Annotated in this window: 23 protein-coding genes and 2 tRNA genes; 20 read left to right on the top strand and 5 right to left on the bottom strand. The window is 64.2% G+C overall.

Going from position 1 to position 26,918, the window contains the following annotated elements; translation table 11 throughout:
* The first annotated feature begins 24 nt into the window (after positions 1 to 24).
* Positions 25 to 639: a trimeric intracellular cation channel family protein gene (locus tag ACPRTJ_RS07790; RefSeq protein WP_173925102.1), complete on the top strand. Its 615-nt coding sequence runs from the start codon at positions 25 to 27 to the stop codon at positions 637 to 639.
* A gap of 106 nt (positions 640 to 745) precedes the next feature.
* Here ACPRTJ_RS07790 and queG read toward each other — a convergent pair whose 3' ends face one another.
* Positions 746 to 1,813, bottom strand: a complete 1,068-nt coding sequence (gene queG, locus ACPRTJ_RS07785) for a tRNA epoxyqueuosine(34) reductase QueG (protein WP_058541595.1) — start codon at positions 1,811 to 1,813, stop codon at positions 746 to 748.
* A 64-nt stretch (positions 1,814 to 1,877) separates the two neighbouring features.
* Between queG and ACPRTJ_RS07780 the strand changes: the two genes are divergently transcribed.
* The 12 genes from ACPRTJ_RS07780 to ACPRTJ_RS07725 all read left to right on the top strand — a co-directional run bounded on the left by ACPRTJ_RS07780 (position 1,878) and on the right by ACPRTJ_RS07725 (position 16,238).
* Positions 1,878 to 2,738 (top strand): NAD(P)H-hydrate dehydratase, encoded by an 861-nt coding sequence (locus ACPRTJ_RS07780; RefSeq protein WP_058541594.1) that lies wholly within the window; start codon positions 1,878 to 1,880, stop codon positions 2,736 to 2,738.
* Positions 2,726 to 3,196, top strand: coding sequence for a tRNA (adenosine(37)-N6)-threonylcarbamoyltransferase complex ATPase subunit type 1 TsaE (gene tsaE / locus ACPRTJ_RS07775; RefSeq protein ID WP_116052588.1), 471 nt, complete (start codon positions 2,726 to 2,728; stop codon positions 3,194 to 3,196). The genes ACPRTJ_RS07780 and tsaE overlap by 13 nt, the downstream gene beginning before the upstream one ends.
* A 3-nt stretch (positions 3,197 to 3,199) precedes the next feature.
* On the top strand, positions 3,200 to 4,624 hold the full coding sequence (locus tag ACPRTJ_RS07770; protein ID WP_196932996.1) for an N-acetylmuramoyl-L-alanine amidase: 1,425 nt from the start codon (positions 3,200 to 3,202) through the stop codon (positions 4,622 to 4,624).
* Complete coding sequence (mutL, locus tag ACPRTJ_RS07765; protein WP_236176692.1) at positions 4,621 to 6,516, top strand: DNA mismatch repair endonuclease MutL; 1,896 nt, start codon at positions 4,621 to 4,623, stop codon at positions 6,514 to 6,516. Before ACPRTJ_RS07770 ends, mutL begins: the two co-directional genes overlap by 4 nt.
* A 1-nt stretch (position 6,517) precedes the next feature.
* Positions 6,518 to 7,492 (top strand): tRNA (adenosine(37)-N6)-dimethylallyltransferase MiaA, encoded by a 975-nt coding sequence (miaA, locus tag ACPRTJ_RS07760; RefSeq protein ID WP_043863536.1) that lies wholly within the window; start codon positions 6,518 to 6,520, stop codon positions 7,490 to 7,492.
* Between the two features lie 95 nt (positions 7,493 to 7,587).
* The gene (gene hfq / locus ACPRTJ_RS07755; protein ID WP_043863535.1) at positions 7,588 to 7,848 is read left to right on the top strand and encodes an RNA chaperone Hfq; all 261 of its coding nucleotides are present in this window, start codon (positions 7,588 to 7,590) and stop codon (positions 7,846 to 7,848) included.
* A 12-nt stretch (positions 7,849 to 7,860) separates the two neighbouring features.
* Positions 7,861 to 9,192: a ribosome rescue GTPase HflX gene (hflX, locus tag ACPRTJ_RS07750; RefSeq protein ID WP_043863534.1), complete on the top strand. Its 1,332-nt coding sequence runs from the start codon at positions 7,861 to 7,863 to the stop codon at positions 9,190 to 9,192.
* A 66-nt stretch (positions 9,193 to 9,258) separates the two neighbouring features.
* Positions 9,259 to 10,425: an FtsH protease activity modulator HflK gene (gene hflK, locus ACPRTJ_RS07745; RefSeq protein WP_043863533.1), complete on the top strand. Its 1,167-nt coding sequence runs from the start codon at positions 9,259 to 9,261 to the stop codon at positions 10,423 to 10,425.
* Entirely contained in the window at positions 10,425 to 11,294 is an 870-nt protein-coding gene (gene hflC, locus ACPRTJ_RS07740; protein ID WP_043863532.1) for a protease modulator HflC, read from the top strand. Before hflK ends, hflC begins: the two co-directional genes overlap by 1 nt.
* 278 nt (positions 11,295 to 11,572) lie before the next feature.
* Entirely contained in the window at positions 11,573 to 12,760 is a 1,188-nt protein-coding gene (locus ACPRTJ_RS07735) for an ATP phosphoribosyltransferase regulatory subunit (RefSeq protein ID WP_043863531.1), read from the top strand.
* Positions 12,761 to 12,814: 54 nt separating this feature from the next.
* The gene (locus ACPRTJ_RS07730) at positions 12,815 to 14,104 is read left to right on the top strand and encodes an adenylosuccinate synthase (RefSeq protein ID WP_058541589.1); all 1,290 of its coding nucleotides are present in this window, start codon (positions 12,815 to 12,817) and stop codon (positions 14,102 to 14,104) included.
* 199 nt (positions 14,105 to 14,303) lie between these two features.
* Positions 14,304 to 16,238: a methyl-accepting chemotaxis protein gene (locus ACPRTJ_RS07725; RefSeq protein ID WP_043863529.1), complete on the top strand. Its 1,935-nt coding sequence runs from the start codon at positions 14,304 to 14,306 to the stop codon at positions 16,236 to 16,238.
* A gap of 87 nt (positions 16,239 to 16,325) precedes the next feature.
* Here the strand turns inward: ACPRTJ_RS07725 and ACPRTJ_RS07720 are convergent, their stop codons facing one another.
* The 4 genes from ACPRTJ_RS07720 to ACPRTJ_RS07705 all read right to left on the bottom strand — a co-directional run bounded on the left by ACPRTJ_RS07720 (position 16,326) and on the right by ACPRTJ_RS07705 (position 19,383).
* Entirely contained in the window at positions 16,326 to 17,891 is a 1,566-nt protein-coding gene (locus ACPRTJ_RS07720; RefSeq protein WP_426428522.1) for an ABC transporter permease, read from the bottom strand.
* The gene (locus ACPRTJ_RS07715; RefSeq protein ID WP_043863527.1) at positions 17,891 to 18,904 is read right to left on the bottom strand and encodes an extracellular solute-binding protein; all 1,014 of its coding nucleotides are present in this window, start codon (positions 18,902 to 18,904) and stop codon (positions 17,891 to 17,893) included. The genes ACPRTJ_RS07720 and ACPRTJ_RS07715 overlap by 1 nt, the downstream gene beginning before the upstream one ends.
* Before the next feature lie 222 nt (positions 18,905 to 19,126).
* Positions 19,127 to 19,213, bottom strand: a tRNA-Leu gene (locus ACPRTJ_RS07710).
* Between the two features lie 83 nt (positions 19,214 to 19,296).
* Positions 19,297 to 19,383, bottom strand: a tRNA-Leu gene (locus ACPRTJ_RS07705).
* A gap of 264 nt (positions 19,384 to 19,647) precedes the next feature.
* On the opposite strand from ACPRTJ_RS07705, the gene rnr reads away from it, so the two are divergent.
* The 7 genes from rnr (at position 19,648) to dnaB (ending at position 26,888) form a co-directional block, all read left to right on the top strand.
* Positions 19,648 to 22,287 carry a ribonuclease R gene (gene rnr, locus ACPRTJ_RS07700; protein WP_058541588.1) on the top strand — a complete coding sequence of 880 codons (2,640 nt, stop codon included), beginning with the start codon at positions 19,648 to 19,650 and terminating at the stop codon, positions 22,285 to 22,287.
* Positions 22,284 to 23,036 (top strand): 23S rRNA (guanosine(2251)-2'-O)-methyltransferase RlmB, encoded by a 753-nt coding sequence (rlmB, locus tag ACPRTJ_RS07695; RefSeq protein WP_043863525.1) that lies wholly within the window; start codon positions 22,284 to 22,286, stop codon positions 23,034 to 23,036. Before rnr ends, rlmB begins: the two co-directional genes overlap by 4 nt.
* Positions 23,037 to 23,300: 264 nt before the next feature.
* Complete coding sequence (gene rpsF, locus ACPRTJ_RS07690) at positions 23,301 to 23,726, top strand: 30S ribosomal protein S6 (protein WP_043863524.1); 426 nt, start codon at positions 23,301 to 23,303, stop codon at positions 23,724 to 23,726.
* A gap of 28 nt (positions 23,727 to 23,754) precedes the next feature.
* Positions 23,755 to 23,985 (top strand): 30S ribosomal protein S18, encoded by a 231-nt coding sequence (rpsR, locus tag ACPRTJ_RS07685; protein ID WP_003171373.1) that lies wholly within the window; start codon positions 23,755 to 23,757, stop codon positions 23,983 to 23,985.
* 36 nt (positions 23,986 to 24,021) lie between these two features.
* Positions 24,022 to 24,912, top strand: a complete 891-nt coding sequence (locus tag ACPRTJ_RS07680) for a hypothetical protein (protein WP_043863523.1) — start codon at positions 24,022 to 24,024, stop codon at positions 24,910 to 24,912.
* A 21-nt stretch (positions 24,913 to 24,933) separates the two neighbouring features.
* A complete protein-coding gene (gene rplI / locus ACPRTJ_RS07675; protein ID WP_043863522.1) occupies positions 24,934 to 25,380 on the top strand; it encodes a 50S ribosomal protein L9 in 447 nt (148 codons plus the stop codon).
* A 110-nt stretch (positions 25,381 to 25,490) separates the two neighbouring features.
* The gene (gene dnaB / locus ACPRTJ_RS07670) at positions 25,491 to 26,888 is read left to right on the top strand and encodes a replicative DNA helicase (RefSeq protein WP_043863521.1); all 1,398 of its coding nucleotides are present in this window, start codon (positions 25,491 to 25,493) and stop codon (positions 26,886 to 26,888) included.
* Positions 26,889 to 26,918 lie beyond the last annotated feature (30 nt).

The following is a 26,918-nucleotide window of genomic DNA, read 5'->3' as shown; positions in this document are numbered from 1 at the left end:
CGCCTCTTTGCACGGACCTGCGCCATCATGCTGTTGATGCTCTATTTGATCGCCATTACCGCCGAAGCCATGACCGGGGCGCTGTCGGCCGGGCGGCGCGGCATGGACTGGTTCGGCGTGGTGCTGATCGCCTGCGTCACGGCCCTGGGCGGAGGCTCGGTGCGCGACGTGCTGCTGGGCCACTACCCGCTGACCTGGGTGAAGCACCCGGAGTACCTGGTGCTGACCAGCGTGGCGGCCTTGATCACCATTTTCATCGCGCCGCTGATGCGCCACCTGCGTTCGCTGTTTCTGGTGCTCGATGCGCTGGGGCTGGTGGCGTTCACCCTGATTGGCTGCATGACCGCGCTGGAAATGGGCCAGGGCATGCTGGTGGCGTCGATCAGCGGGGTGATCACCGGCGTGTTTGGCGGCATCCTGCGGGATATCTTCTGCAACGACATTCCGCTGATCTTCCGGCGTGAGCTGTATGCCAGCGTGTCGTTTCTGGCGGCGTGGTTCTACCTGGGGTGCGTGTACTTCAAGGTGCCGGGGGAGCAGGCGATTCTGCTGACGCTGTTTGGCGGGTTGCTGCTCAGGCTGCTGGCGATACGGTTTCGCTGGGAAATGCCGAAGTTCCAGTACAACGACGAGCATTGAGGGCTTCTTCGCGGGTCAAGCCCGCTCCCACAGGATCACCACTGTTCTTGAAACCGGTGCTGTCCCTGTGGGAGCGGGCTTGACCCGCGATGGTCGCGCTGCAGACCTAAAGGCGTGCCTGATGCTGACGCAGCGCCCACTCCACATGCTCCCTCACCAGCTCCGACGGATACTCCCGCCGCGCCTGGAGCGCCTCCAGCACCGGGATGGTCGAGGGCGCATTGCCCAGCCCCACCGCCAGGTTGCGCAACCAGCGCTCATACCCCGCCCGGCGCAGCGGCGAGCCTTCGGTGCTGGCCAGAAACGTCTCTTCATCCCACATGAACAGCTCCGCCAGCCCGGCATTGTCCAGCCCGTGGCGCGGCTTGAAATCCGCTTCGCCGGTGGGCCGGGCAAAGCGGTTCCACGGGCACGCGATCTGGCAATCGTCACAGCCGAACACCCGGTTGCCGATCAGCGGCCGCAGCTCTTCGGGGATCGCGCTCTTCAGTTCGATGGTCAGGTACGAAATGCAGCGCCGCGCATCCAGCACATACGGCCCCACGAAGGCCTGGGTGGGGCAGATGTCCAGGCATGCACTGCACCGCCCGCAATGCTCGGTGGCCTGTGCCTCGTCCACCGGTAGCGGCAGGTCGACGAACAGTTCGCTGAGGAAGAAGTAGCTGCCCGCCTTGCGGTTGAGCAACAAGGTGTTCTTGCCGATCCAGCCCAGCCCGGCCTGTTCGGCGATGGCCTTTTCCAGCACCGGCGCGCTGTCGACGAAGGCGCGGAAGCCGAACGGCCCGATGTCTTTCTGGATGCGCTCGGCCAGGTGCTGTACGCGCTTGCGGACCAGCTTGTGGTAGTCGCGCCCCAGCGCATAGCGCGAGATGTAGGCCTTTTCGGGCTGGGCGAGCATCTGCGCCATCTGCGTGTCGCCCGGCAGGTAGTCCATGCGCAGCGACACCACGCGCAAGGTGCCCGGCACCAGCTCGTCGGGGTGCGAGCGTTTGCTGCCATGGGCGCCCATGTACTCCATCTCGCCGTGATAGCCCTCGGCCAGCCAGCGTTCCAGGTGTTTTTCGTGTTCGCCCAGCTCCACACCGGCAATGCCGACGTGCGCAAAGCCCAGTTCACGGCCCCAATCCTTGATCGATTGGGCGAGGGCGGGTAGATCGAGGGGGGAAGCAGACATGCGAAATAGGGCAACGATGACTCAGGTGCGTATAATTCTGCCAGACATCGGAGCCGAACGACGCATGCCTCAGACCAAACACCCTGCAAATCAGCCATTGGTGCTCACCAGCGTCACCCTGGCGAGCCTCGCGCCGCGCTCGAATGCCGCGCACAAGGGCGACTTCGGCCATGTGCTGGTGGTCGGTGGCGACCGTGGCACGGGCGGTGCGGTGCTGCTCAGTGCCGAGGCGGCGCTGCGCTGCGGCGCCGGCCTGGTGTCACTGGCTACCCGCAGCGAGCAGCTGCCCGCCGCGCTGGCCCGCCTGCCCGAGGTGATGAGCCTGGGCGTGCATTCGGCCAACCAGTTGATGGCGCCGATTGAACGCGCCACCGTACTGGTGGTCGGACCCGGACTGGGGCAGGCCGCCTGGGGGCGCAGCCTGCTCTCGGCGGTGGTGCCGGCCAGGCACGCCCAGGTGTGGGATGCCGATGCGCTGAACCTGCTGGCGCAAGCACCCTTGCCGCTGGCGGCGGGCAGCATCATTACCCCGCATCCGGGGGAGGCGGCGCGCCTGCTGGGGATTTCCACCGAAGCGGTGCAGGCCGATCGCTCCTGGGCGGCGCTCAAGCTGGCGCGCAAGTACGCGGCGGTGTGTGTGCTTAAAGGCGCCGGCACGCTGGTGGCCGACCCGGCCGGGCAATTGGCACTGTGCCAGCGCGGTCACCCGGCCATGGCCGGTGCCGGCCTGGGCGATGTGCTCAGCGGCGTGCTGGGTGCGCTGCTGGCCCAGGGCATGCCGGCCTGGGACGCCGCCTGCCTGGGGGTGTGGCTGCACGCCTGTGCCGGCGAGCGCCTGGGCGTACAAGGTCGCGGGCTGGCGGCCAGCGATCTGATACCGGTCATTCGTCAAGTTCTGGAGGAGCATTCAGCGTGTCAGGTGTAACCCTGTTTATGGCCGACGAAGCGGCCATGTGTGAGTTCGGTGCCCGTATCGCCCAGGTGACCAAAGGTCACGGCGTGATTTTCCTCGAGGGTGACCTGGGGGCCGGCAAGACCACCCTGTCACGGGGCATCATCCGTGGTCTGGGACACATCGGCGCGGTGAAAAGTCCTACCTTCACCGTGGTGGAGCCCTACGAGATTGGCGACATTCGTGCCTTCCATTTCGACCTGTATCGCCTGGTCGATCCGGAGGAGCTGGAGTTCATGGGCATTCGCGACTACTTCGAAGACGACGCACTGTGCCTGTTCGAGTGGCCCCAGAAGGGGGCGGGCATTTTGCCAAAGCCCGACCTGACCATTACCATAAGCCCCCAGGCGGACGGGCGTTCGCTGAACCTGTTGCCGCAGGGCTCTCGCGGTGAAGCCTGGTGTGCCGCTCTGGCCTTGGAAATCAATTAGAAAATGGGGATAGGTATGCGCTTTCGCGCACTGTTTGGCGTTGTAGGACTGCTGCTGGCGGCAGTAACCGTCGATGCCTTCGCGATCACGCAAGTCAAGAGTGTCCGTTTATGGCGTGCGCCGGACAACACACGCCTGGTGTTCGACCTGTCCGGCCCGGTGCAGCACAGTGTGTTCACCCTGACGGCCCCGGATCGCCTGGTGATCGACATCAATGGCGCAACCCTGGGTGCGCCTTTGAACGTGTCCACCTCCAATACCCCGATCACCAGCGTGCGCTCGGCGCAGCGCACCCCTACCGACCTTCGCGTGGTCATCGACCTGAAAAAGTCGGTGACGCCCAAGAGCTTCACCCTGGCGCCCAACGCCCAGTACGGCAACCGTCTGGTGGTCGACCTGTTCGATCAGGAATCCGACGCCACGCCACCCACCCCGACCCCGTCGGTGGCCACCACGCCGGCCGTGCCGGTGACTCCGACGCAGCCGGCGATCAAGCTGACCCCGGTGCCCAGCGGCAAGCGTGACATCGTGATCGCCATCGACGCCGGTCACGGCGGCGAAGACCCGGGTGCGTCCGGCTCGCGCGGCCAGCATGAGAAAGACATCGTGCTGGCCATCGCCAAGGAACTGCAGCGCCAGATCAACAGCGAGAAAGGCTTTCGCGCCGAGCTGACGCGTACCGGCGACTACTTCATCCCACTGCGCAAGCGTACCGAGATTGCGCGCAAGAAGGGCGCTGACCTGTTCATCTCGATCCACGCCGACGCCGCGCCGTCCAAGGCGGCCTTCGGTGCCTCGGTGTTCGCCCTGTCCGACCGTGGCGCCACGTCCGAGACGGCGCGCTGGCTGGCCGACAGCGAAAACCGCTCCGACCTGATCGGTGGTGCCGGCAACGTCAGCCTCGACGACAAGGACCGCATGCTTGCGGGCGTGCTGCTCGACCTGTCGATGACCGCCTCGCTCAGCTCCAGCCTCAACGTGGGGCAGAAGGTGCTGGGTAATATCGGGCGGGTCACCCCGCTGCACAAGCGCCGCGTGGAACAGGCCGGGTTCATGGTGCTCAAGTCGCCGGACATCCCGTCGATCCTGGTGGAAACCGGGTTCATCTCCAACGCCAACGAGGCCTCCAAGCTGGCCACTGCCAGCCATCAGCAGGCCCTGGCGCGCTCGATCCACAGTGGCGTGCGCCAGTTCTTCCAGCAGAACCCGCCGCCGGGCACCTACATCGCCTTCCTGCGTGACAGCGGCAAGATCGCCCAGGGCCCGCGCGAGCACACCGTGCGTCCGGGCGAGACCCTGGCCATGATCGCCGTGCGCTACCAGGTCAGCGTGGCCAGCCTGCGCAGCACCAACGGCCTTAAAACCGATGAGCTGAAGGTTGGCCAGAACCTCGACGTACCGGCCACCACGCTGGCTGGCCAGCCATGAGCAGCGGCGCTCGCATCGAGCTGCTCAGCCCGCGGCTTGCCAACCAGATCGCCGCAGGCGAGGTGGTCGAACGCCCGGCCTCGGTGATCAAGGAGCTGCTGGAAAACAGCCTCGACTCCGGCGCCCGGCGCATCGACGTCGAGGTGGAGCAGGGCGGGGTCAAGCTGCTGCGGGTGCGCGATGATGGCAGCGGTATCGCTGCCGACGACCTGCCGTTGTCCCTGGCGCGGCACGCCACCAGCAAGATCCGCGACCTGGAAGACCTCGAGCGGGTAATGAGCCTGGGCTTTCGCGGCGAGGCACTGGCGTCGATCAGCTCGGTCGCGCGCCTGACCCTGACCTCGCGCACCCGCGACGCCGACCAGGCCTGGCAGGTTGAAACCGAAGGCCGTGACATGTCCCCGCGGGTGCAGCCGGCAGCGCATCCGGTGGGTACCTCGGTCGAGGTGCGCGACCTGTTCTTCAATACCCCGGCCCGGCGCAAGTTCCTCAAGACCGAAAAAACCGAATTCGACCATCTGCAGGAAGTCATCCGGCGCCTGGCGCTGGCGCGCTTCGACGTGGCCTTTCATTTGCGCCACAACGGCAAGAGCGTCCTCAGCCTGCATGAAGCCCATGACGACACGGCCCGCGCACGGCGCGTGGCCTCGATCTGCGGCCCGGGCTTTCTGGAGCAGGCGCTGCCGATCGAGGTGGAGCGCAATGGCCTGCATCTGTGGGGCTGGGTCGGCCTGCCGACCTTCTCGCGCAGCCAGGCCGACCTGCAGTATTTCTTCGTCAACGGCCGTGCCGTGCGCGACAAGCTGGTCGCCCACGCGGTGCGTCAGGCCTACCGCGACGTGCTGTTCAATGGTCGGCACCCGACCTTCGTGCTGTTTCTGGAGGTCGACCCCACCGGCGTGGACGTGAACGTGCACCCTACCAAGCACGAGGTGCGCTTTCGTGACGGGCGCATGGTGCACGACTTCCTGTACGGCACCCTGCACCGGGCGCTGGCCGATGTGCGCCCGCAGGATCACCAGCCGGGTGCAGCCGCTGCCCCCGAGGTGGAGCGCCCCAGTGGCCTGCAGGCCGGCGAGTTCGGCCCCCAGGGCGAGATGCGCCTGGCCGCCAACCTGCTCGAACAGCCCCCGGCGCAGCCGATGCTGAACACGGCGGGCAGTGGCTCGGGCGCCGGCTACCAGTACCAGTACACCCCACGTCCGGCCCAGGCATTGCCCGCGGCCGAGGCCCAGGGGGTGTATCGCGAATTCTTCGCCCCGCTGCCCGGCAGCGAGCCGGCCAACCTGCCCCAGGGCCAGGGCGATATTCCGCCGCTGGGCTATGCGCTGGCGCAGCTCAAGGGCATCTATATTCTTGCCGAGAACGCCCAGGGCCTGGTGCTGGTGGACATGCATGCGGCCCACGAGCGGATCATGTACGAGCGGCTCAAGGTGGCCATGGCCAGCGAGGGCCTGAGCGGCCAGCCGCTGCTGGTGCCCGAGTCCCTGGCCCTGAGCCAGCGCGAAGCCGACTGCGCAGAAGAACACGCGGCGTGGTTCCAGCGCCTGGGCTTCGAACTGCAGCGCCTGGGCCCGGAAAGCCTGGCGATCCGGCAGATCCCTGCGTTGCTCAAGCAGGCCGAGGCCAATCGCCTGGTGCAGGACGTGCTGGCCGACCTGATGGAATACGGCACCAGTGACCGTATCCAGGCACACCTGAACGAGCTGCTCGGCACCATGGCCTGTCATGGCGCGATTCGCGCCAACCGGCGCCTGGCCCTGCCGGAAATGAACGGCCTGCTGCGCGACATGGAAAACACCGAGCGCAGCGGTCAATGCAACCATGGCCGACCGACCTGGACCCAGATGGGCCTGGACGATCTGGACAAACTGTTCCTGCGCGGTCGCTGATATGGCAGTTCGCAATCCCCCGGCCATCTTCCTGATGGGCCCCACCGCCGCCGGCAAGACCGACCTTGCCATCGAGCTGACCAAGGTGCTGCCGTGCGAGCTGATCAGTGTCGATTCGGCGCTGGTCTACCGCGGCATGGACATCGGCACCGCCAAGCCGTCCAAGGCGTTGCTGGCCGAGCACCCGCACCGGCTGATCGACATCCTCGACCCGGCCCAGAGCTATTCGGCAGCCGATTTTCGCCGCGATGCGCTGCAGGCCATGGCCGAGATCACCGCGCGCGGCAATATCCCGCTGCTGGTGGGCGGCACCATGCTGTATTTCAAGGCGCTGCTCGAAGGCCTGGCCGATATGCCTGCGGCCGATGCGCAGGTGCGTGCCGAGCTTGAAGCCGAGGCTGCACAGCTGGGCTGGCAGGCCTTGCACGCCCAGCTGGCGGCGGTCGACCCCGAATCGGCGGCGCGCATCCACCCCAACGATCCGCAGCGGTTGGTACGGGCGCTGGAGGTGTACCGGGTCAGCGGCATGACGATGACGTCACATCGCGAGCGTCAATCGGCGCAAAGTAGCGTCGCAGGCGCTTCGGGCCAGGAACAATTGCCCTATACTGTCGCCAGCCTGGCAATCGCCCCGCAGGATCGAAAGGTGCTGCACGAGCGAATTGCGCTACGATTTGGGCAAATGCTGGAACAGGGCTTCGTCGACGAGGTCCGATCACTGCGTGCCAGAAGTGACTTGCATGCAGGGCTGCCGTCTATACGGGCAGTCGGTTATCGCCAGGTCTGGGATCACCTTGATGGCAAGTTGAGTGCAGCTGAAATGCAGGAGCGCGGCATCATTGCCACTCGCCAATTGGCGAAGCGGCAGTTTACCTGGTTGCGCAGTTGGGCCGATCTGCACTGGTTGGACAGCCTGGCTTGCGACAATCTGCCACGCACCTTGAAATACCTGGGATCGGTCTCCATATTGGGCTGAGTCCCTGCAATTGCCGTCTACTCTTGGGGGTGGGGCGGCCTGAGCCATCATATTTCTTTGATTTTTTACTATTGATCCTTACAGGAGTGCGGCATATGTCAAAAGGGCATTCGCTACAAGACCCTTACTTGAATACTTTGAGAAAAGAGAAGGTCGGCGTTTCGATCTATCTGGTCAACGGCATCAAGCTGCAGGGCACGATCGAGTCGTTCGACCAGTTCGTGATTCTGCTGAAGAACACCGTCAGCCAGATGGTCTACAAGCACGCGATCTCGACAGTGGTGCCGGTTCGTCCGATTCGTCTGCCAAGCGCAGCCGACGCCGAACAGGGCGACGCTGAGCCAGGTAACGCCTGATAGGAGTCTGCTTTGTTCTTTGAGCGCCACGGTGGTGGTGAACGGGCAATCCTCGTTCACTTGGAAGGTCAGAGCCCTGAGGCGCGCGAAGACCCGCAGGAGTTCCGCGAGCTGGCCCTGTCGGCCGGTGCCGATATTGTCGCGTTCGCCAATGTGGCGCGACACCAGCCTACCGCCAAGTTCCTGATTGGCAGCGGCAAGGTCGAGGAATTTCGCGACCTGGTCAAAGCCGAACAGGCCGATTTGGTCATTTTCAATCACACCCTCACGCCCAGTCAGGAACGTAACCTCGAACGTGTCTTCGAGTGTCGCGTGCTTGACCGCACGGGTCTGATTCTCGACATCTTCGCCCAGCGGGCACGTACCCACGAAGGCAAGCTGCAGGTCGAACTGGCCCAGCTCGAGCACATGAGCACGCGCCTGGTGCGCGGTTGGACTCACCTCGAGCGGCAGAAGGGCGGTATTGGTCTGCGCGGGCCGGGTGAAACCCAGCTCGAAACCGACCGGCGCCTGCTGCGCATACGCCTGCGCCAGATCAAGGGCCGCCTGGAGAAGGTGCGCAGCCAGCGCGAGCAGGCACGGCGCGGGCGCAAGCGCGCGGATATCCCCTCGGTGTCGCTGGTGGGGTACACCAACGCCGGCAAGTCCACTTTGTTCAATGCGCTGACCCAGTCCGAGGTGTATGCGGCCGACCAGCTGTTCGCCACCCTCGACCCGACCCTGCGTCGGCTCGAGCTGGATGACGTCGGGCCGGTGGTGCTGGCCGACACCGTGGGCTTCATCCGTCACCTGCCGCACAAGCTGGTCGAGGCATTTCGGGCTACGCTCGAAGAGTCGAGCAACTCCGACCTGCTGCTGCACGTGATCGACGCCCATGAGCCGGAGCGCATGGAGCAGATCGAGCAGGTCATGGCGGTGCTCGGCGAGATCGGTGCCGAAGGCTTGCCGATCCTCGAGGTGTATAACAAACTCGACCTGCTCGAAGGGGTCGAGCCGCAGATACAGCGTGATGCCGACGGCAAGCCGCAGCGGGTATGGGTATCGGCCCGTGACGGTCGTGGCCTGGAGCTGGTGGGGCAGGCGATTGCAGAACTGCTGGGGGATGACCTGTTCATCGGTACCCTGCGCCTGGAACAGCGTTTCGCGCGGTTGCGCGCGCTGTTCTTCGACCTGGGGGCGGTGCAGAGCGAAGACCATGACGAAGACGGCAACACCCTGCTGGCGGTACGCTTGTCCCGGGTCGAGTTCAATCGCCTGGTAAGCCGCGAGGGGATGAAACCGCTGGAGTTCATCGAGCAACACACTTTGCAATACAAGCCCGACCTCGCGGTCGGGCAGCCGTGACAGGCATTCTGTAGCATTGGACGGCGCGCCGTGGGCGCGTCTTTGCTTTATCAGATGGAGAGCGCTATGGCTTGGAATGAGCCGGGTGGCAACTCGAACAATCAGGATCCTTGGGGTGGGCGCCGTGGTGGCGGCGACAAGAAGGGACCACCGGATCTCGACGAGGCCTTCCGCAAGCTGCAGGATAGCCTGAACGGCATGTTCGGCAGTGGCAAGAAACGGGGCGGCGACAGCGGCTCCGGCAAGGGTGCCGGTTTCGGTCTGCTGGGTATCGGCCTGGCCGTACTGGCGGCCATATGGCTGTACAGCGCCGTGTACGTGGTGGACGAACAGGAGCAGGCCGTGGTGCTGCGCTTCGGCAAATACTACGAAACCGTAGGGCCGGGCCTGAACATCTACTTCCCGCCGATCGATCGCAAGTACATGGAGAACGTCACCCGCGAGCGTGCTTATACCAAGCAGGGCCAGATGCTGACCGAAGACGAGAACATCGTCGAAGTGCCGCTGACCGTGCAGTACAAGATCACCAACCTGCAGGATTTCGTGCTGAACGTCGATCAGCCCGAAGTCAGCCTGCAGCACGCGACCGACAGTGCCCTGCGCCACGTGGTGGGTTCCACCTCGATGGACAAGGTGCTGACCGAAGGTCGTGAGCAGATGGCCGTGGAAATCAAGGAGCGTCTGCAACGCTTCCTCGACACCTACCGCACCGGTATCACCGTGACCCAGGTCAACGTGCAGAGCGCGGCAGCCCCGCGTGAAGTGCAGGAAGCCTTCGACGACGTGATCCGTGCCCGTGAAGACGAGCAGCGTGCGCGCAACCAGGCCGAGTCCTACGCCAACGGCGTGGTGCCGGAAGCCCGTGGTCAGGCGCAGCGCATCATCGAGGATGCCAACGGCTACCGCGATGAAGTGGTCTCGCGTGCCAAGGGTGAGGCCGACCGCTTCACCAAGCTGGTGGCCGAGTACCGCAAGGCTCCAGAGGTGACCCGTCAGCGTCTGTACCTGGACACCATGCAGGAAGTGTATAGCAACACCAGCAAGGTCCTGGTATCCGGCAAGGACGGTCAGAGCAACCTGCTCTACCTGCCGCTGGACAAGATGATCGACAGCCGCCGCAGTGGCAGCACCCCGGTCACCAGCGTCACGCCGTCGGCCAATGACGCCGCCAACCGTGCCGCCGCAGACCTGCAACAGCAACAGCGCGAGACGCGCTCCAGGGAGAGCCGCTGATGAGCAATAAATCCCTGATCGCCGTGATCGTCGCCGTGGTGCTGGCGATCGTCGCCTGGAACAGCTTCTACATCGTGGCCCAGACCGAACGCGCCGTGCTGCTGCAATTCGGCCGTGTGGTACAGGCCGATGTGCAGCCTGGCCTGCATGTGAAGGTTCCCTACGTCAACCAGGTGCGCAAGTTCGACGCGCGGCTGATGACCCTTGACGCACCGACCCAGCGGTTCCTGACCCTGGAGAAGAAAGCGGTGATGGTCGATGCCTACGCCAAGTGGCGCGTGCAGGACGCCGAGCGTTTCTACACCGCGACTTCGGGCCTCAAGCAGATCGCCGACGAACGTCTGTCGCGCCGTCTGGAAAGCGGCCTGCGCGACCAGTTCGGCAAGCGCACCCTGCATGAGGTGGTATCCGGTGAACGTGACGCGCTGATGGCTGACATCACCGCTTCGCTGAACCGCATGGCCAGCAAGGAGCTGGGCATCGAAGTGGTCGACGTTCGCGTCAAGGCCATCGACCTGCCCAAGGAAGTGAACCGCAGCGTGTTCGAACGCATGAGCACCGAGCGTGAGCGTGAAGCTCGCGAGCACCGCGCCAAGGGTAACGAGCTGGCCGAAGGCATCCGTGCCGACGCCGATCGTCAACGCCGCGTGTTGCTGGCCGAAGCCTATCGCGAGTCGGAAGAAACCCGTGGTGATGGTGATGCCCAGGCAGCAGCCATCTACGCCAAGGCCTATGGCCAGGACCAGGAGTTCTACGCGTTCTATCGCAGCCTGAAGGCCTACCGCGAGAGCTTCGCCGACAAGAGCGACGTGCTGGTGCTGGACCCGAGCAGCGAGTTCTTCCGCTTCATGGGCAAGACCAAACCGTAAGCATGCACACCCCGCCCGGCGGCTAAAACGTCGGGCGGGGTGCCTCCCGCGAGAAAACGGGTGTATGATGCGGCAGCCGGGAAATTCCCGGCTTTTTTGCGTCTGCAAGATCGATTGGCCTTTATCGGGCCCGGGCTTGTGGCGCACTTCAGGTTTTACGAGGGTATCGGTACTGCGGTTTCGCTGGAATCAGCGCTGCCCGTCATTGTGTGCCGATAGCTGCTTCACTCAAGGCTCGCCCGCGGGCAGGCCGCCCGGACCATAGGGGAAATGGCGTAATGGCAACGGTAGACCGCTGGCTGCTGCCAGATGGCATCGAAGAAGTACTGCCACCTGAGGCGGCGCGCATCGAGATCGCGCGTCGTCAGGTGTTGGACCTGTTCCAGAGCTGGGGTTACGAGTTTGTCGTGACCCCGCATATCGAGTACCTGGAATCGCTGCTCACCGGTGCCGGCCAGGACCTGGATCTGCGCACCTTCAAGGTCATCGACCCGCAATCCGGGCGGCAGATGGGCTTTCGGGCCGACATCACGCCACAGGTGGCGCGCATCGACGCGCACACCCTGCGCCGTGAAGGGCCGAGCCGCCTGTGCTATGCCGGCAGCGTGCTGCACGCCTTGCCACGTGCCCTGTCGACCTCGCGCAGCCCGATTCAGCTGGGCGCCGAGCTGTACGGCGATGCCAGCCCGGTCAGCGACGTCGAGGTCATCAGCCTGATGCTGGCCATGCTGCAACTGGCCGACGTGCCGGATGTGCACATGGACCTCGGGCATGTCGGTATCTACCGCGGCCTGGCCCGTGCGGCTGGCCTGTCGGGCGCGGTCGAGCAGCAGTTGTTCGACGCCCTGCAGCGCAAGGCCATCGACGAAGTGATCGAGCTGACCGCCACGCTGCCGGCTGACCTGGCCGGCATGCTGCGTTCGCTGACCGAGCTGTGCGGTGGGCGCGAAGTGCTCGAGCAGGCACGTGTGCGCCTGGGCCGTGCCCCGGCCGCAGTGCTGGCGGCGCTGGATGACCTGATGGCGATCGCCGAGCGCCTCGCCACGCGTTACCCCGAGCTGCCGCTGTATTTCGACCTGGGCGAGTTGCGCGGCTACCACTACCACACCGGTGTGGTGTTTGCCGCCTTCGTGCCAGGCGTCGGCCAGTCGATCGCCCAGGGCGGTCGTTATGACGACATCGGAGCGGACTTTGGCCGGGCACGCCCGGCTACCGGTTTCTCCACGGATTTGAAGACCCTGGTCACACTGGGGCGAGCCGAGGTGGTGTTGCCGTCTGGCGGGATCTGGATGCCCGACAGCAGCGATGCAGCACTTTGGCAGTTGGTCTGCCAATTGCGCAGTGAGGGCCAGCGGGTGGTTCAGGCCTTGCCTGGGCAGCCGCTGACCGCCGCCGTCGAGGCGGATTGCGATCGGCAATTGATTCAGCAAAACGGGCTTTGGCAGGTTCTGCCGCTGGCCATTTGAGATTCCACGCCGGCACGAGCCGGCGCCAAGTTTGCGCGAATGAGGACAAGTGTTATGGGTAAGAATGTCGTAGTCCTGGGCACCCAGTGGGGTGATGAGGGCAAAGGCAAGATCGTCGATCTGCTGACCGAACATGCTGCCGCCGTAGTGCGCTACCAGGGTGGCCACAACGCCGGCCACACCCTGGTGATCGACGGTGAGAAGACCGTGCTGCACCTGATCCCTTCGGGCGTGCTGCGCGAAGGCGTGCAGTGCCTGATCGGCAACGGTGTGGTGGTTGCTCCCGACGCCCTGCTGCGCGAGATCACCAAGCTGGAAGAGAAGGGCGTACCGGTGCGCGAGCGCCTGCGCATCAGCCCGTCCTGCCCGCTGATCCTGTCCTTCCACGTGGCCTTGGACCAGGCCCGCGAAAAGGCCCGTGGCGAGCTGAAGATCGGCACCACCGGTCGCGGCATCGGCCCGGCCTACGAAGACAAGGTTGCGCGTCGTGGCCTGCGTGTGGGCGACCTGCTCAACATGCCACGCTTCGAAGACAAGCTGCGCGAGCTGGTGGACTACCACAACTTCATGCTGGTGGGTTACTACAAAGAGCCGGCCATCGAGTTCGAAAAGACCCTGGCCGAGTGCAAGGAATACGCCGAACTGCTCAAGCCGCTGATGCTGGACGTGACTGCCGAGCTGCACGACCTGCGTCGCGCCGGCAAGGACATCATGTTCGAAGGTGCCCAGGGTTCGCTGCTGGACATCGACCACGGTACCTACCCCTACGTGACCAGCTCCAACACCACCGCCGGTGGCGTTGCGACCGGTTCGGGCGTTGGTCCGATGTTCCTGGACTACATCCTGGGCATCACCAAGGCCTACACCACCCGCGTAGGTTCGGGCCCGTTCCCGACCGAGCTGTTTGACGACGTTGGTGCGCACCTGGCCAAGCAGGGCCACGAATTTGGCGCAACCACCGGCCGTGCCCGTCGTTGCGGCTGGTTCGACGCCGTCATCCTGCGCCGCGCCATCGACGTGAACAGCATCTCGGGCATCTGCCTGACCAAGCTGGACGTGCTCGATGGCCTGGAAACCATCAACATCTGCGTCGGCTACAAGGACGCAGAGGGCAAGGACGTTGCCCCTACCGACGCCGACAGCTACGTGGGCCTGCAGCCTGTGTACGAAGAAGTGCCGGGCTGGAGCGAGTCGACCGTGGGCGCCAAGACCCTGGAAGAACTGCCGGCCAACGCCCGTGCCTACATCAAGCGTGTGGAAGAGCTGATCGGTGCGCCGATCGACATCGTCTCCACCGGCCCGGACCGCAACGAGACCATCGTGCTGCGCCATCCGTTTGCCTGATTCGCTGTAGGCAGTAAAGAACGCCGCTGTCCCTCCGGGTCAGCGGCGTTTTTTTTGGCCAGTTGGTGAAAGGGTCATAAAGGTCAGCCCTGGCTATGAATTTGACCGGTATGCCTGCTGCCCGGCACGGCCTTTGCTGTAAGAATCGTCCTATAAGGTGCCATCACTATAATGGCCCCGCGATACGGAGGGTTCTTGTGTGTCGGCCGTTCTCTCATTGTTACGAAGCCGCCTGTTGCGGCCTGTCTTTGTTGCGTTGGGTATCGCTCTTTTGGTGCAGGTGCTGGTTGCGGTCGCGCTGACGCGGAGCACGGTGACTGCGCTGGAGGCCGATCTGGGTAATCGCCTGGGTGCAGACAGCCAGAAACTGTCGGGTGAACTGGAACAAGCCGGGCGTGAGCTCAGCTCGGGCCTGGACAGCCTTTCGGCCAGTACCCGCCAGCGTTTGTCCGCCGGGCTATCCGCACGCCTTCAGGAGGAGCAGGCGCAACTGCGCGTCACCCTCGAAAAAAGCCTCAAGGAGTCGGCCAATCACATGGCCGAACTGCTGGCATCGGTTGCGCCACGGGCCATCTGGGATGACGACATACCGGCACTGTCGGAGTTTTCCCGGCGCGCCCAGCGCAATGCCAACGTGCTCTTCGTGGTCTACGACGATGCCCAGGGCCAGCACCTGACCCGCTACCTGAACCGGCAGAACCCGATCAACCAGGCCCTGATGGAAAAGGGCCAGGGCGAACGGGCGCTCGACAAGGTGCTGGATGCGGCGCGCAACGACCCGGCGGTGTACATGATCGAAGCCTCGATCAACCCCAACGGCACCGAGATCGGCAAGGTGGTGATGGGCGTCTCCACGGCGTCGGTCGACAACGAGCTCAAGGCGCTGGACGCGCGCTTCTCGGCGCTGATCGCCAGCGGCGACCAGTTGGTCGGCGACAGCCTGGTGGGCGCTGCGGCCGACAGCAACAAGGCCCTGAGCGCCCGCCTGCAGGCGGCCCAGGCCAGTGCTGCGGCGATGCAGGCCAACACCTCGCAGACCGTGCAGCAAGCAGCGGCGACCCTGCGCTGGAACATCGGCCTGGGGCTGGTGGCGGTGGGCTTCGGCGTATTGCTGGTGGTGGCCGTGGTACTCGGCCGGCGCGTGCTGAGCAAGCTGCGCCTGCTGATTGCCGCGCTCAACGACCTGGCGGCCGGCGACGGCGACCTGACCAAGCGCGTGCCGATCGACAGCCGAGACGAGATCGGCGACATGGCTGCAGCGGTCAACCAGTTCGTCGACAAGCTGCAGCCCATCGTGCGCGAAGCGGGCGAGGTGGCGCAGCGCACCGGGGTCGAGATCGGCACCATGGCGCAGAACAACGCGGGCGCCGATGCGGCGGCCGCTTCGCAGCGCGATGAGGTGGCCGAGAGCCTGCGTGCCCTGTCGAGCATGGCCGATGAAGCCCAGGCCGAAAGCCAGGCCATGCAGGCAGCGTTGCAGCAGGTGGTGGACATTCGCCAGGCCACCGACGAGAACAGCCGTACCTCGGCCCAGGTGGCCAAGCTGATCGAAGCGTTGGCCGGGCAGGTGGGGGCGGGCTCCAAGGTGATCGAGCGGCTGGCCGAGCAGAGCCAGCAGATCGAGGTGGTGCTGGAGGTGATCCACGGGATTGCCGAGCAGACCAACCTGCTGGCGCTCAATGCCGCCATCGAGGCGGCGCGGGCTGGCGAGACCGGGCGCGGGTTTGCCGTGGTGGCCGACGAAGTGCGGGCGCTGGCGAGCAAGACCCAGAGCTCGACCGGCGATATCCAGGCGCACATCGGTGCCTTGCAGCAGGGCGCGCGGGAGGCGGTGGCAGCCATCAGCCAGGCCGGGCGTCAGGCCAGCGAAGGCTTGACCGTGCTCAAGGACAACGCGCGCCTGCAGCAGTCGGTGCAGGTGTCGGTGGAGCAGGTGCATGCGGCGATCGGCCTGGCCACCCGGGCGGCCGAGCAGCAGGCGCAGGGGGCGCAGGCGGTGCGTGGGCGGGTCGAGACGATTCATGCCCAGGCCGAGCGTGCAGCGCAGGTGGTGATGCAGACCACGGCCAGCAGCAAGGTGCTGGATGACCTGGCGGCGCAGTTGAAGGCCAGCCTGGGGCAGTTCAGGGCCTGAGATAGTGTCGTTTGTATCGCGGGTCAAGCCCGCTCCCACAAGGGCCTCATCGATCCTTATGGGAGCGGGCTTGACCCGCGATACCTTTCAGGCGCGGTTCAGGTACATCCGCGTCGTCAGCAGGTACACCGGCAACCCCGACACCACAATCAACAGCGCCGCATAGGGCGCCGCCGCCGCGAATTCGACGTTGGCGGTATGCGCCCACACTTCGGTCGCCAGCGTGGTCATGCCGGTGGGGCTGAGCAGCAGGGTGGCGGTCAGCTCCTTCATCGCATCCAGGAACACCAGCGCAAACGCTGCCGCCAGGGCCGGGAAGATGATCGGCAGGGTCACCTTGCAGAACGCCTTGAACGGCGTCGCGCCCAGGGTGCGCGCCGCCTCTTCCAGCTGTGGTGCGGCCTTGGTCAGCGCGGTACGCATCGGCGCCTGCGCCAGCGGCAAGAACAGCAGCGCATAGGCCAGCAACAGCAGGCCGGTGGTCTGGTACAGCGCCGGCACATAGTGCAGGGCGAAATACACCAGGGTCAGCGCAATCACAAGCCCCGGCAGCGCGTGCAGCAAGTAGGGCAGGCGCTCGGCCCAGATCGCCAGGCGGCCCTTGTAGCGCACCACCAGAAAGCTCACCGGTAACGCCAGCAGCAGGCTCACCCCCGCGCCACCCAGTGCCAGCGACAGCGACGAGAACAGCGCCCGGCTGATGTCGGCCACCGGGAAGGCCGCCGACGATCCCACGCTCAGCCAGTAGCCCAGCATGCCCAGCGGGATGCCGCTGCCCAGCACTGCCAGCAGCAGGCAGCTCAACTGCCCCAGTACGCTCCAGCCACCCAGGCGGATCGGCTTGGCGCGGCGTGCCACGCCCTGGCCGATGCGCACGTGCCGCGCCTTGCCGCGTACCCGCAGCTCGAACCACAGCAGCAACAGGCACATGAACAGCAGCACCGCCGAGAGCATCGCCGCATTGGCGTTGCTGAACTCCAGCTCGAACTGCTGGTAGATCGCGGTGGTGAAGGTCTGCAGGCCCAGGATCGACAGCGCGCCGAATTCCACCAGCATGTGCAAGGCAATCAGCAGGCTGCCGCCCAGGATCGACGGCCACAGCAGCGGCAGGGTGACCCGGCGGAACACACCCCAGCGGTTGTAGCCCAGGGTGCGGGCCGATTCTTCAAGCGAGGTGTCGAGGTTGCGCAGGGTCGCGGCCACCGGCAGGAACACCAGTGGATACTTGGACAGCGCCATCACCAGGATCGCCCCGCCCAGCCCCTCGAAGCGCGGGCTCAGCGAGACCCAAGTGAAGCCGCTGACGAACGCCGGCACGGCAAACGGCAGGCACAGGATCACGCCCCACAAACGCCGCCCGCGCAGGTCGCTGCGCTCCAGCAGCCAGGCCAGGGCCAGGCCGACCACGGCGCAGGCCACGGTCACCCCGGCCATCAGCAGCAGGGTGTTCTTCATCAGGCCCCAGACGAAGGGCCGCCACAGCAGGTACAACGCCTCGCGCCAGCCGGCCTGCCAGGCCTTGAGGCCCACGTACAGCAACGGCAGCAGGCTCAGGCCCACCAGCAGCAGCACCGGTAGCACCACCCAGATCGAGGGGCGCTTGCGGCGCGGAACATAACGCGCCACAGACGGCGCAGGCAGCACGGCTTCCATCAGAGCAGGCCGACCTCGCGCTCAAGTTCCAGGGCTTCCTCGGCATTGCCCAGGTCGGCCGGGGTGATCTTCGGCGGGCGCAGGTCTTCGAACGGCTTCAGGCCCTGGTCCGAGACCATGCCCTTGTGCAGCGGATACTCGGCGGTGGTCTGGGTGATCACGCGCTGGCCTTCTTCGCTGGCCATCCAGGCGAGCAGGGCCTGGGCTTCCTTGGGGTGCTTGCTGGCCTTGACCGCCGCGGCGCTGGAGATGGTCACCAGGCCACCGACGTCGCCGTCGGCCAGGTAGTAGAGCTTGGAGTCCAGTTGGCCGCGCTCTTTCTTGAGGGCGTACCAGTAGTAGTTGTTCACCAGTACGGCAGCCACTTCGCCGTTTTCCACGGCCTTGAGGGCAACCATGTTGTTGGTGTAGGTCTTGCCGAAGGCCTTGAGGCCGGTCAGCCATTCTTCGGCCGCTTCACGCCCGTGCAGCTTGAGGATGGCCACGGCCTGTTCCTGGAACGCGCCGCTGGTGGGCACGAAGCCGACCTTGCCGTCCCACTCGGGGTCGGCGAAGTCCATCACCGATTGGGGCAGGTCTTTTTCGTCGATCACCTTGGGGTTGAAGGCCACCACGCGGGTGCGAGCGGTCACGCCCATCCAGGTGCCGTTGCTGGCCACGTATTCCTTGGGCAGCACTTGCAGGGTCGAATCGTCGATCTTGGCCAGCAGGCCTTTCTCGCCCAGGTTGTTCAGCGGCGGCGATTCTTCGGTATAGATGACGTCGGCCGGGGAGCGTGCGCCTTCTTCCTCGATCTGGCTGGCCAGCTGGTTGCTGCTGCCCTTGCGGATATTGATGTGAATGCCGGTCTTGGCCTCGTAGGCCTTGGCGATGGCTTCGCCGATTTCCTTGTGCTGGCCGTTGTACAGGGTCAGCGTCACAGGGTCGGCGGCCATGGCGGCGGGTGCTGCGAGCACCAGGCTGAACACGGAAACGGCCAGGCCGCGCAAAATCGGGTTGATGCGGATCGTCATGCGGGTGGTTCCTCGCTTGCGGGCTACAAATCTTGAAACAATGATAAACGATATAGTTTCTCAAGTACGCCCGTGAGGAAAAATTCATGAGCTGACTATCGGTTAACTCACTTGATTTTTTGGGCGGGGCGGGGTGGCAACGCAGCGTCCGAATGGGCGGCAGTGGGGTGAGCTCGAATCGCAGGCATAAAAAAACCCGCTTTCGCGGGTTTCTCTAGAATATGGTGCCCAGAAGAAGACTCGAACTTCCACGACCGTAAGGTCACCAGCACCTGAAGCTGGCGTGTCTACCAATTTCACCATCTGGGCAAAGTTGAAGCATTGAAACATGAAACGGTGTAGCGTGTGTTGCGTAAATTCCAGACAGGCAAGCTAATCTGAAACTTGAAAATTGGTGCCCAGAAGAAGACTCGAACTTCCACGACCGTAAGGTCACCAGCACCTGAAGCTGGCGTGTCTACCAATTTCACCATCTGGGCATATCGTCGAGGCTTCATGATGCTTCACATCGCGCCGCTTCTCAACTATAACGACGCTGTCCGTCGTTGTGGTGCGCACTATACGGATGCCCTCGAAGGCTGTAAAGCCCCGTTCAGAAAAAATCTCAAAAATTTCAAGTCGTTGTTCCTTGGGCTGTTTTGGCATCACTCAAGGGCCCTGACGGGGCTGTCAAAGCCTCGGATTTCCGGTTTCAATACGGCTATGCCAAACTAACCCTATATAGACAAGGTGAACCCCTACTAATGGCCGATTGGCAGACCCTCGATCCCGAGGCCGCTCGTGAAGCGGAAAAATACGAAAACCCCATTCCTAGCCGTGAGCTGATCCTCCAGCGCCTTGACGAGCGCGGCTCTCCCGCCGCCCGCGAGCAACTGGTGGAAGAGTTCGGCCTGCAGACCGAGGACCAGATCGAGGCCTTGCGTCGCCGCCTGCGCGCCATGGAGCGCGACGGCCAGCTGATCTACACCCGGCGCGGCACCTATGCCCCGGTAGACAAGCTGGACCTGATCCTGGGTCGCATCTCGGGCCACCGCGACGGTTTCGGTTTTCTCGTCCCCGACGATGGCAGCGACGACCTGTTCCTGAGCCCGGCGCAGATGCGCCTGGTGTTCGATGGCGACCGAGCGCTGGCGCGCGTGTCCGGGCTTGACCGGCGCGGCCGGCGTGAAGGCGTGGTGGTCGAAGTGATCTCCCGTGCCCACGAAAGCATCGTGGGGCGCTACTTCGAGGAAGGCGGGGTGGGCTTCGTGACCCCCGACAACCCCAAGGTCCAGCAGGAAGTGCTGGTGACCCCGGGCCGCAATGCAGGCGCCAAGGTCGGCCAGTTCGTCGAGGTGAAGATCACCCACTGGCCGACCCAGCGCTTCCAGCCGCAGGGCGATATCGTCGAAGTGATCGGCAACTACATGGCGCCGGGCATGGAAATCGACGTGGCGCTGCGCAGCTACGACATTCCCCATGTATGGCCCGAGGCGGTCATCAAGGAAGCGCGCAAGCTCAAGCCTGAAGTCGAAGAGAAGGACAAGGAACACCGCATCGACCTGCGTCACCTGCCGTTCGTCACCATCGACGGCGAAGACGCACGTGACTTCGACGATGCCGTGTACTGCGAAAGCCTGGGCAAGCTGCGCCTGTTCTCCGGTGGCTGGCGCCTGTTCGTGGCGATTGCCGACGTGTCCAGCTACGTGCGCCTGGGCTCTGCCCTGGACAACGAAGCCCAGGTGCGCGGCAACTCGGTGTACTTCCCCGAGCGGGTGATCCCGATGCTGCCCGAGGAGCTTTCCAACGGCCTGTGCTCGCTGAACCCGAACGTCGACCGGCTGGCGATGGTCTGTGAAATGACCATCAACAAGTCCGGCCAGATGGTCGATTACCAGTTCTACGAAGCGGTCATCCACTCCCACGCGCGCCTGACCTACAACAAGGTCAGCAGCATGCTCGAACATGCCCGTACCCGTGAAGGCAAGGCGCTGCGCGAGCAGTACAGCCACGTGGTGCCGGACCTCAAGCAGCTGTATGCGCTGTACAAGGTGTTGCTGGCGGCCCGTCACACCCGTGGCGCGATCGACTTCGAAACCCAGGAAACCCGCATCATCTTCGGTGCCGAGCGCAAGATCGCGGAAATTCGCCCGACCGTGCGCAACGATGCGCACAAGTTGATCGAAGAATGCATGCTCGCGGCCAACGTGGCGACGGCCGAGTTCCTCAAGAAGCACGAGATCCCTGCGTTGTACCGCGTGCACGACGGTCCGCCGCCGGAGCGCCTGGAAAAACTGCGCGCCTTCCTCGGCGAGCTGGGGCTTTCGCTGCACAAGGGCAAGGATGGTCCGTCGCCCAAGGACTACCAGGCGCTGCTGTCGCAGATCGCCGGTCGCCCTGACTTCCACCTGATCCAGACCGTGATGCTGCGCTCGCTGAGCCAGGCGGTGTACAGCGCCGACAACAACGGCCACTTCGGCCTGAACTACGAGGCGTACACCCACTTCACCTCGCCGATCCGGCGTTACCCCGACCTGCTGACCCACCGTGCCATCCGCAGCGTGATCCGTTCGCGCCAGGAAACCCCGCACGTCAAGCGGGCCGGCGCGATGAGCATTCCCAAGGCGCGCATCTACCCGTACGACGAGGCGGCCCTGGAGCAGCTGGGCGAGCAGTGCTCGATGAGCGAGCGACGCGCCGACGAAGCCACCCGCGACGTGACCAACTGGCTCAAGTGCGAGTACATGAAGGATCGCGTGGGCGAAAGCTTCCCGGGTGTGATCACCGCGGTGACCGGTTTCGGCCTGTTCATCGAACTGACCGACATCTACGTCGAAGGCATGGTGCACGTCAGTGCCTTGCCGGGTGACTACTACCACTTCGACCCGGTACACCACCGCCTGGCGGGCGAGCGCACCGGTCGCAGCTTCCGCCTGGGCGACACGGTCGAAGTGCGCGTGATGCGCGTGGACCTCGAACAGCGCAAGATCGATTTCGAGATGGCCGAAAACACCCTGAATGCGCCGATCGGTCGCAAGCAGCGTGGTGCCGAGCCTGCCGCCAAGGGCAAGACGGGCGCTGCCCCGGCCAAGTCCAATGGTGCCGCCAAGCCCTACAGCGCGCCGGCCAAGGCCGCCAAGGTCGAAGCGGCGCCGGCCGAGCCGCCGCGCCGCAGCCGCAAGAACGAAACCTCCGAAGCCTATTTCCCGGCCGACGCCGCAGCCAAGAACGCCGAAGTGCGCAAGAGCCGGGAAATGAAGAAGGCGTTGCTGTCCGATGCCAAGAACGCCGTGGGCAAGCCTGCGGCCAAGGGCTCGAAGACGTCTTCGGAGAAACCGAGCAAGCACCGCAAGGGGCCGCCAAAAGCCGGTTCCGCTTCACGTAAACCCAAGGGCAAGTCATGAGTCAGCTGGAAAAGATCTACGGTGTGCATGCGGTGGAGGCCTTGTTGCGCCACCACCCCAAGCGGGTCAAGCAGATCTGGCTGGCCGACAGCCGCAGCGAGCCGCGCGTGCAGGCCCTGCTGGAGCTGGCCGCACAGAACCGAGTGACGGTCGGCCAGGCTGAACGCCGCGAGATGGACGCCTGGGTCGAGGGCGTGCACCAGGGCGTGGTCGCCGAGGTCAGCCCGAGCCAGGTGTGGGGCGAGGCGATGCTCGAAGAGCTGCTGGACCGTACCGAAGGCGCGCCGCTGATTCTGGTGCTGGACGGTGTGACCGACCCGCACAACCTGGGCGCCTGCCTGCGCACCGCCGATGCGGCCGGTGCGCTGGCAGTGGTGGTGCCCAAGGACAAGTCGGCGACCCTGACCCCGGCGGTACGCAAGGTGGCGTGTGGCGCTGCCGAGGTGATCCCGCTGGTGGCCGTGACCAACCTGGCGCGTACCCTGGAGAAGCTCCAGCAGCGCGGCCTGTGGGTGGTGGGAACGGCGGGGGAGGCCGAACAGGAGCTGTATCAGCAGGACCTGACCGGCCCGACCATCCTGATCATGGGCGCCGAGGGCAAGGGCATGCGCCGCCTGACCCGCGAGCACTGCGATTTTCTGGTGAAGCTGCCGATGGCCGGCAGCGTCAGCAGCCTGAACGTGTCTGTGGCCACGGGCGTGTGTCTGTTCGAGGCGGTGCGTCAGCGTCAGGCCAAGCGCAAGGCCTGATAAGGCGTTGCTACTTTCGCGGGTCAAGCCCGCTCCCACAGGGCTTTCGGTGGCCTGTGTGGGGGCGGGCTTGGCCCGCGATGCTTTTAAAGCTGTTCAAATAATCACCAATTGCCTTGCGTGCGCCCCGGCGCTTCTCTACAATTGCGCCCCTTGCCCCGCTGGCAGGCGCGCATGCGCCCACGGCACAAGGCAAGACAAACAGTGTCATTCACTCCTTGTCTGACCACCCTGGTGGCAGACTACAACCCGTAAGGAGCATTCATGCGTCATTACGAAATCATCTTTCTGGTCCACCCTGACCAGAGCGAGCAAGTCGGCGGCATGGTTGAGCGTTACACCAAGCTGATCGAAGAAGACGGCGGCAAGATCCACCGTCTGGAAGACTGGGGCCGTCGTCAACTGGCCTATGCAATCAACAATGTTCACAAGGCTCACTACGTGATGCTGAACGTTGAGTGCACCGGCAAGGCCCTGGCCGAGCTGGAAGACAACTTCCGCTACAACGATGCCGTGATCCGTAACCTGGTCATCCGTCGCGACGAAGCCGTTACCGGCCAGTCCGAGATGCTCAAGGCTGAAGAAAACCGCAGTGAGCGCCGTGAGCGTCGCGACCGTCCTGAGCACGCTGACAACGCCGAAGGCGATGACAGCGACAACAGCGACAACAGCGATAACGCTGACGAGTAATCCACGGACCTTTTGAGGAGCCTATTACATGGCACGTTTCTTCCGTCGTCGTAAATTCTGCCGCTTCACTGCTGAAGAAGTGAAAGAGATCGATTACAAAGATCTCAACACCCTGAAAGCTTATGTATCCGAAACCGGCAAGATCGTTCCAAGCCGTATCACCGGTACCAAAGCTCGTTATCAGCGTCAGCTGGCTACCGCTATCAAGCGCGCCCGCTTCCTGGCCCTGCTGGCCTACACCGACAGCCACGGCCGCTGAGACCGGGTCGTCGACAGGTAGCAAGGGATAAAGTGCATGCGAGCGTTAGCTGATTTCATCATGCGCGGTCGCGTGCAGGCCACTCTGGTAGTGGTCGGTTGTGCGGCATTGCCGCTGTTGTTCTGGTTGAGTGCCGCCGCCGGGAGCCTGGTGTTCCTGCGGCGCGGTTTCAAGGACGCCTCCGGGATCCTCGCCTGGGCATTGCTGCCCGCGCTGGTCTGGTGGTTCTTCGGTGAACCGCGCACCTTGATGGTGTTGCTGGGAACCTTCGGTCTGGCTGCGTTGCTACGCGCCGGACAGTCCTGGAGCCGGGTGCTGTTGTTCAGCATCGCCTGGGGCCTGGTGTATGGCGTCATCCTGGGTTCGGTGTTCCGCGAACCGATCGAAGCGCTGGCGCAGGTGCTTGAAAAAGCCCTGCCGCAGATGCTCGACGGTCTCTACCAGCAGTTGACGGTAGAAGAGCGGGCCCGCCTGGGGAGCGTGATCGCACCGGTGCTTACCGGCCTGATTGCGGCATTGCTGCAGGCAGTCAGTCTGCTGGCCCTGATGTTGGGTCGCTACTGGCAAGCCGCGTTGTACAACCCGGGAGGCTTTGGCAGCGAGTTTCGCGCCATACGGCTCCCGCTGGTACCGGCGCTGTTGCTGCTGGTGTGCATGCTGATAGCGCCGAATTTCGGCAGCGAACTGGCGATGTTGACACCGTTGTGCAGCGTACCGCTGGTGTTCGCCGGGCTGGCCCTGATTCACGGGCTGGTCGCGCAGAAGCGCCTGGCCAGGTTCTGGCTGGTGGGGATGTACGTGACGCTGGTGCTGTTCATGCAGCTGATTTATCCGTTGCTCGTGGTTCTGGCCATTGTCGACAGCCTGATTGATTTTCGCGGTCGTTCTGCATCGAAAGATGCCGGTGACGCGAACGGTGAAGGTTAAAAGTTAAGAGGTTTATACCTAATGGAACTGATCCTGCTGGAAAAAGTCGCCAACCTGGGCAACCTGGGCGACAAGGTAAATGTTAAGGCCGGTTACGGTCGTAACTTCCTGCTGCCATTCGGCAAGGCTACCGCTGCGACCGCTGCCAACCTGGCTGCGTTCGAAGAGCGTCGCGCCGAGCTGGAAAAACTGGCTGCTGACAAGAAAGCTTCGGCTGAAACCCGCGCTGCCCAACTGGCCGAGCTGGAAGTGACCATCACTGCCACCGCCGGTGACGAAGGCAAGCTGTTCGGTTCGATCGGCACCCACGACATCGCTGACGCCCTGACCGCCTCCGGCGTTGAAGTGGCCAAGTCTGAAGTGCGTCTGCCGAACGGCACCATCCGCAACGTTGGCGAATTCGACGTAGCCGTGCACCTGCACAGCGACGTAGAAGCCACCGTTCGCGTGGTTGTCGTCGCAGCCTAAGCTGGACCAATCGACTGGCACCCTGGGTGCCAGCCGGTTAACATCGGGCACGATCCTGCATTGCAGGTCGTGCCCTTTGTCTTTTTCAACACCCTGATTCCCAAGTGGCCATGAACGAGATAACCGCCCCCGAGCAATATGATCTGCAAACCGCTGCCCTGAAGGTGCCGCCGCATTCCATCGAGGCCGAACAGGCCGTACTCGGTGGCCTGATGCTGGACAACAACGCCTGGGAGCGCGTGCTCGATCAAGTCTCCGACGGCGACTTCTACCGGCATGACCATCGCCTGATCTTCCGCGCCATCTACAAGCTCGCCGACCTCAACACCCCGTTCGACGTGGTGACGCTGCACGAGCAGCTCGACAAGGAAGGCCTGAGCTCCCAGGTCGGTGGCCTGGGTTACCTGGGCGAGCTGGCCAAGAACACCCCGTCGGTGGCCAACATCAAGGCCTATGCGCAGATCATTCGCGAGCGCGCCACACTGCGCCAGCTGATCAGTATCAGCAGCGAGATCGCCGACAGCGCGTTCAACCCCCAGGGCCGCAACGCCGCCGAGATCCTCGACGAGGCCGAACGGCAGATCTTCCAGATCGCCGAAGCACGGCCCAAGACCGGTGGCCCGGTAGGGGTCAACGAACTGCTGACCAAGGCCATCGACCGCATCGACACGCTGTTCAACTCCGACAGCGCCATCACCGGTATTTCCACCGGCTACACCGACCTGGACGAGAAGACCAGCGGCCTGCAACCGGCCGACCTGATCATCGTGGCCGGCCGTCCGTCGATGGGTAAGACCACCTTCGCCATGAACCTGGTGGAGAACGCCGTGTTGCGCAGCGACAAGGCGGTGCTGGTGTACTCCCTGGAGATGCCAGGCGAATCGCTGATCATGCGTATGCTCTCCTCGCTGGGGCGCATCGACCAGACCAAGGTGCGTTCCGGCCAGCTGGACGACGACGACTGGCCGCGCCTGACTTCGGCGGTCAACCTGCTCAATGACCGCAAGCTGTTCATCGACGACACCGCCGGCATCAGCCCGTCGGAAATGCGCGCACGTACCCGGCGCCTGGTGCGTGAGCATGGCGAGATCGCCATGATCATGATCGACTACCTGCAACTGATGCAGATCCCGGGCTCCAGCGGTGACAACCGTACCAACGAGATTTCCGAGATCTCGCGCTCGCTCAAGGCCCTGGCCAAGGAATTCAACTGCCCGGTCATCGCCCTGTCGCAGCTCAACCGCTCCCTCGAGCAGCGCCCCAACAAGCGCCCGGTGAACTCCGACTTGCGTGAATCGGGTGCGATCGAGCAGGACGCCGACGTGATCATGTTCGTGTACCGCGACGAGGTGTACCACCCCGAGACCGAGCACAAGGGCATCGCCGAGATCATCATCGGCAAGCAGCGTAACGGCCCCATCGGCTTCGTGCGCCTGGCGTTCATCGGCAAGTACACGCGCTTCGAGAACCTGGCACCGGGCAGCTACAACTTCGACGACGACGAATAAGGTGCCGATGGCCAATTCCGACTTCTGACG

Origin of the sequence: Pseudomonas palmensis (genome assembly GCF_049942755.1) — a bacterium.
Lineage (GTDB): Bacteria > Pseudomonadota > Gammaproteobacteria > Pseudomonadales > Pseudomonadaceae > Aquipseudomonas > Aquipseudomonas palmensis.
This window is presented reverse-complemented; position numbering and strand designations above follow the sequence as displayed.

Excerpts from the sequence above, each read along its gene's own strand:
- queG (WP_058541595.1), bottom strand. The coding sequence starts at position 1,813 with ATGTCTGCTTCCCCCCTCGATCTACCCGCCCTCGCCCAATCGATCAAG.
- ACPRTJ_RS07780 (WP_058541594.1), top strand. The coding sequence starts at position 1,878 with ATGCCTCAGACCAAACACCCTGCAAATCAGCCATTGGTGCTCACCAGC.
- ACPRTJ_RS07770 (WP_196932996.1), top strand. The coding sequence starts at position 3,200 with ATGGGGATAGGTATGCGCTTTCGCGCACTGTTTGGCGTTGTAGGACTG.
- mutL (WP_236176692.1), top strand. The coding sequence starts at position 4,621 with ATGAGCAGCGGCGCTCGCATCGAGCTGCTCAGCCCGCGGCTTGCCAAC.
- miaA (WP_043863536.1), top strand. The coding sequence starts at position 6,518 with ATGGCAGTTCGCAATCCCCCGGCCATCTTCCTGATGGGCCCCACCGCC.
- hfq (WP_043863535.1), top strand. The coding sequence starts at position 7,588 with ATGTCAAAAGGGCATTCGCTACAAGACCCTTACTTGAATACTTTGAGA.
- hflK (WP_043863533.1), top strand. The coding sequence starts at position 9,259 with ATGGCTTGGAATGAGCCGGGTGGCAACTCGAACAATCAGGATCCTTGG.
- hflC (WP_043863532.1), top strand. The coding sequence starts at position 10,425 with ATGAGCAATAAATCCCTGATCGCCGTGATCGTCGCCGTGGTGCTGGCG.
- ACPRTJ_RS07735 (WP_043863531.1), top strand. The coding sequence starts at position 11,573 with ATGGCAACGGTAGACCGCTGGCTGCTGCCAGATGGCATCGAAGAAGTA.
- ACPRTJ_RS07730 (WP_058541589.1), top strand. The coding sequence starts at position 12,815 with ATGGGTAAGAATGTCGTAGTCCTGGGCACCCAGTGGGGTGATGAGGGC.
- ACPRTJ_RS07720 (WP_426428522.1), bottom strand. The coding sequence starts at position 17,891 with ATGGAAGCCGTGCTGCCTGCGCCGTCTGTGGCGCGTTATGTTCCGCGC.
- ACPRTJ_RS07715 (WP_043863527.1), bottom strand. The coding sequence starts at position 18,904 with ATGACGATCCGCATCAACCCGATTTTGCGCGGCCTGGCCGTTTCCGTG.
- rnr (WP_058541588.1), top strand. The coding sequence starts at position 19,648 with ATGGCCGATTGGCAGACCCTCGATCCCGAGGCCGCTCGTGAAGCGGAA.
- rlmB (WP_043863525.1), top strand. The coding sequence starts at position 22,284 with ATGAGTCAGCTGGAAAAGATCTACGGTGTGCATGCGGTGGAGGCCTTG.
- rpsF (WP_043863524.1), top strand. The coding sequence starts at position 23,301 with ATGCGTCATTACGAAATCATCTTTCTGGTCCACCCTGACCAGAGCGAG.
- rpsR (WP_003171373.1), top strand. The coding sequence starts at position 23,755 with ATGGCACGTTTCTTCCGTCGTCGTAAATTCTGCCGCTTCACTGCTGAA.
- ACPRTJ_RS07680 (WP_043863523.1), top strand. The coding sequence starts at position 24,022 with ATGCGAGCGTTAGCTGATTTCATCATGCGCGGTCGCGTGCAGGCCACT.
- rplI (WP_043863522.1), top strand. The coding sequence starts at position 24,934 with ATGGAACTGATCCTGCTGGAAAAAGTCGCCAACCTGGGCAACCTGGGC.
- dnaB (WP_043863521.1), top strand. The coding sequence starts at position 25,491 with ATGAACGAGATAACCGCCCCCGAGCAATATGATCTGCAAACCGCTGCC.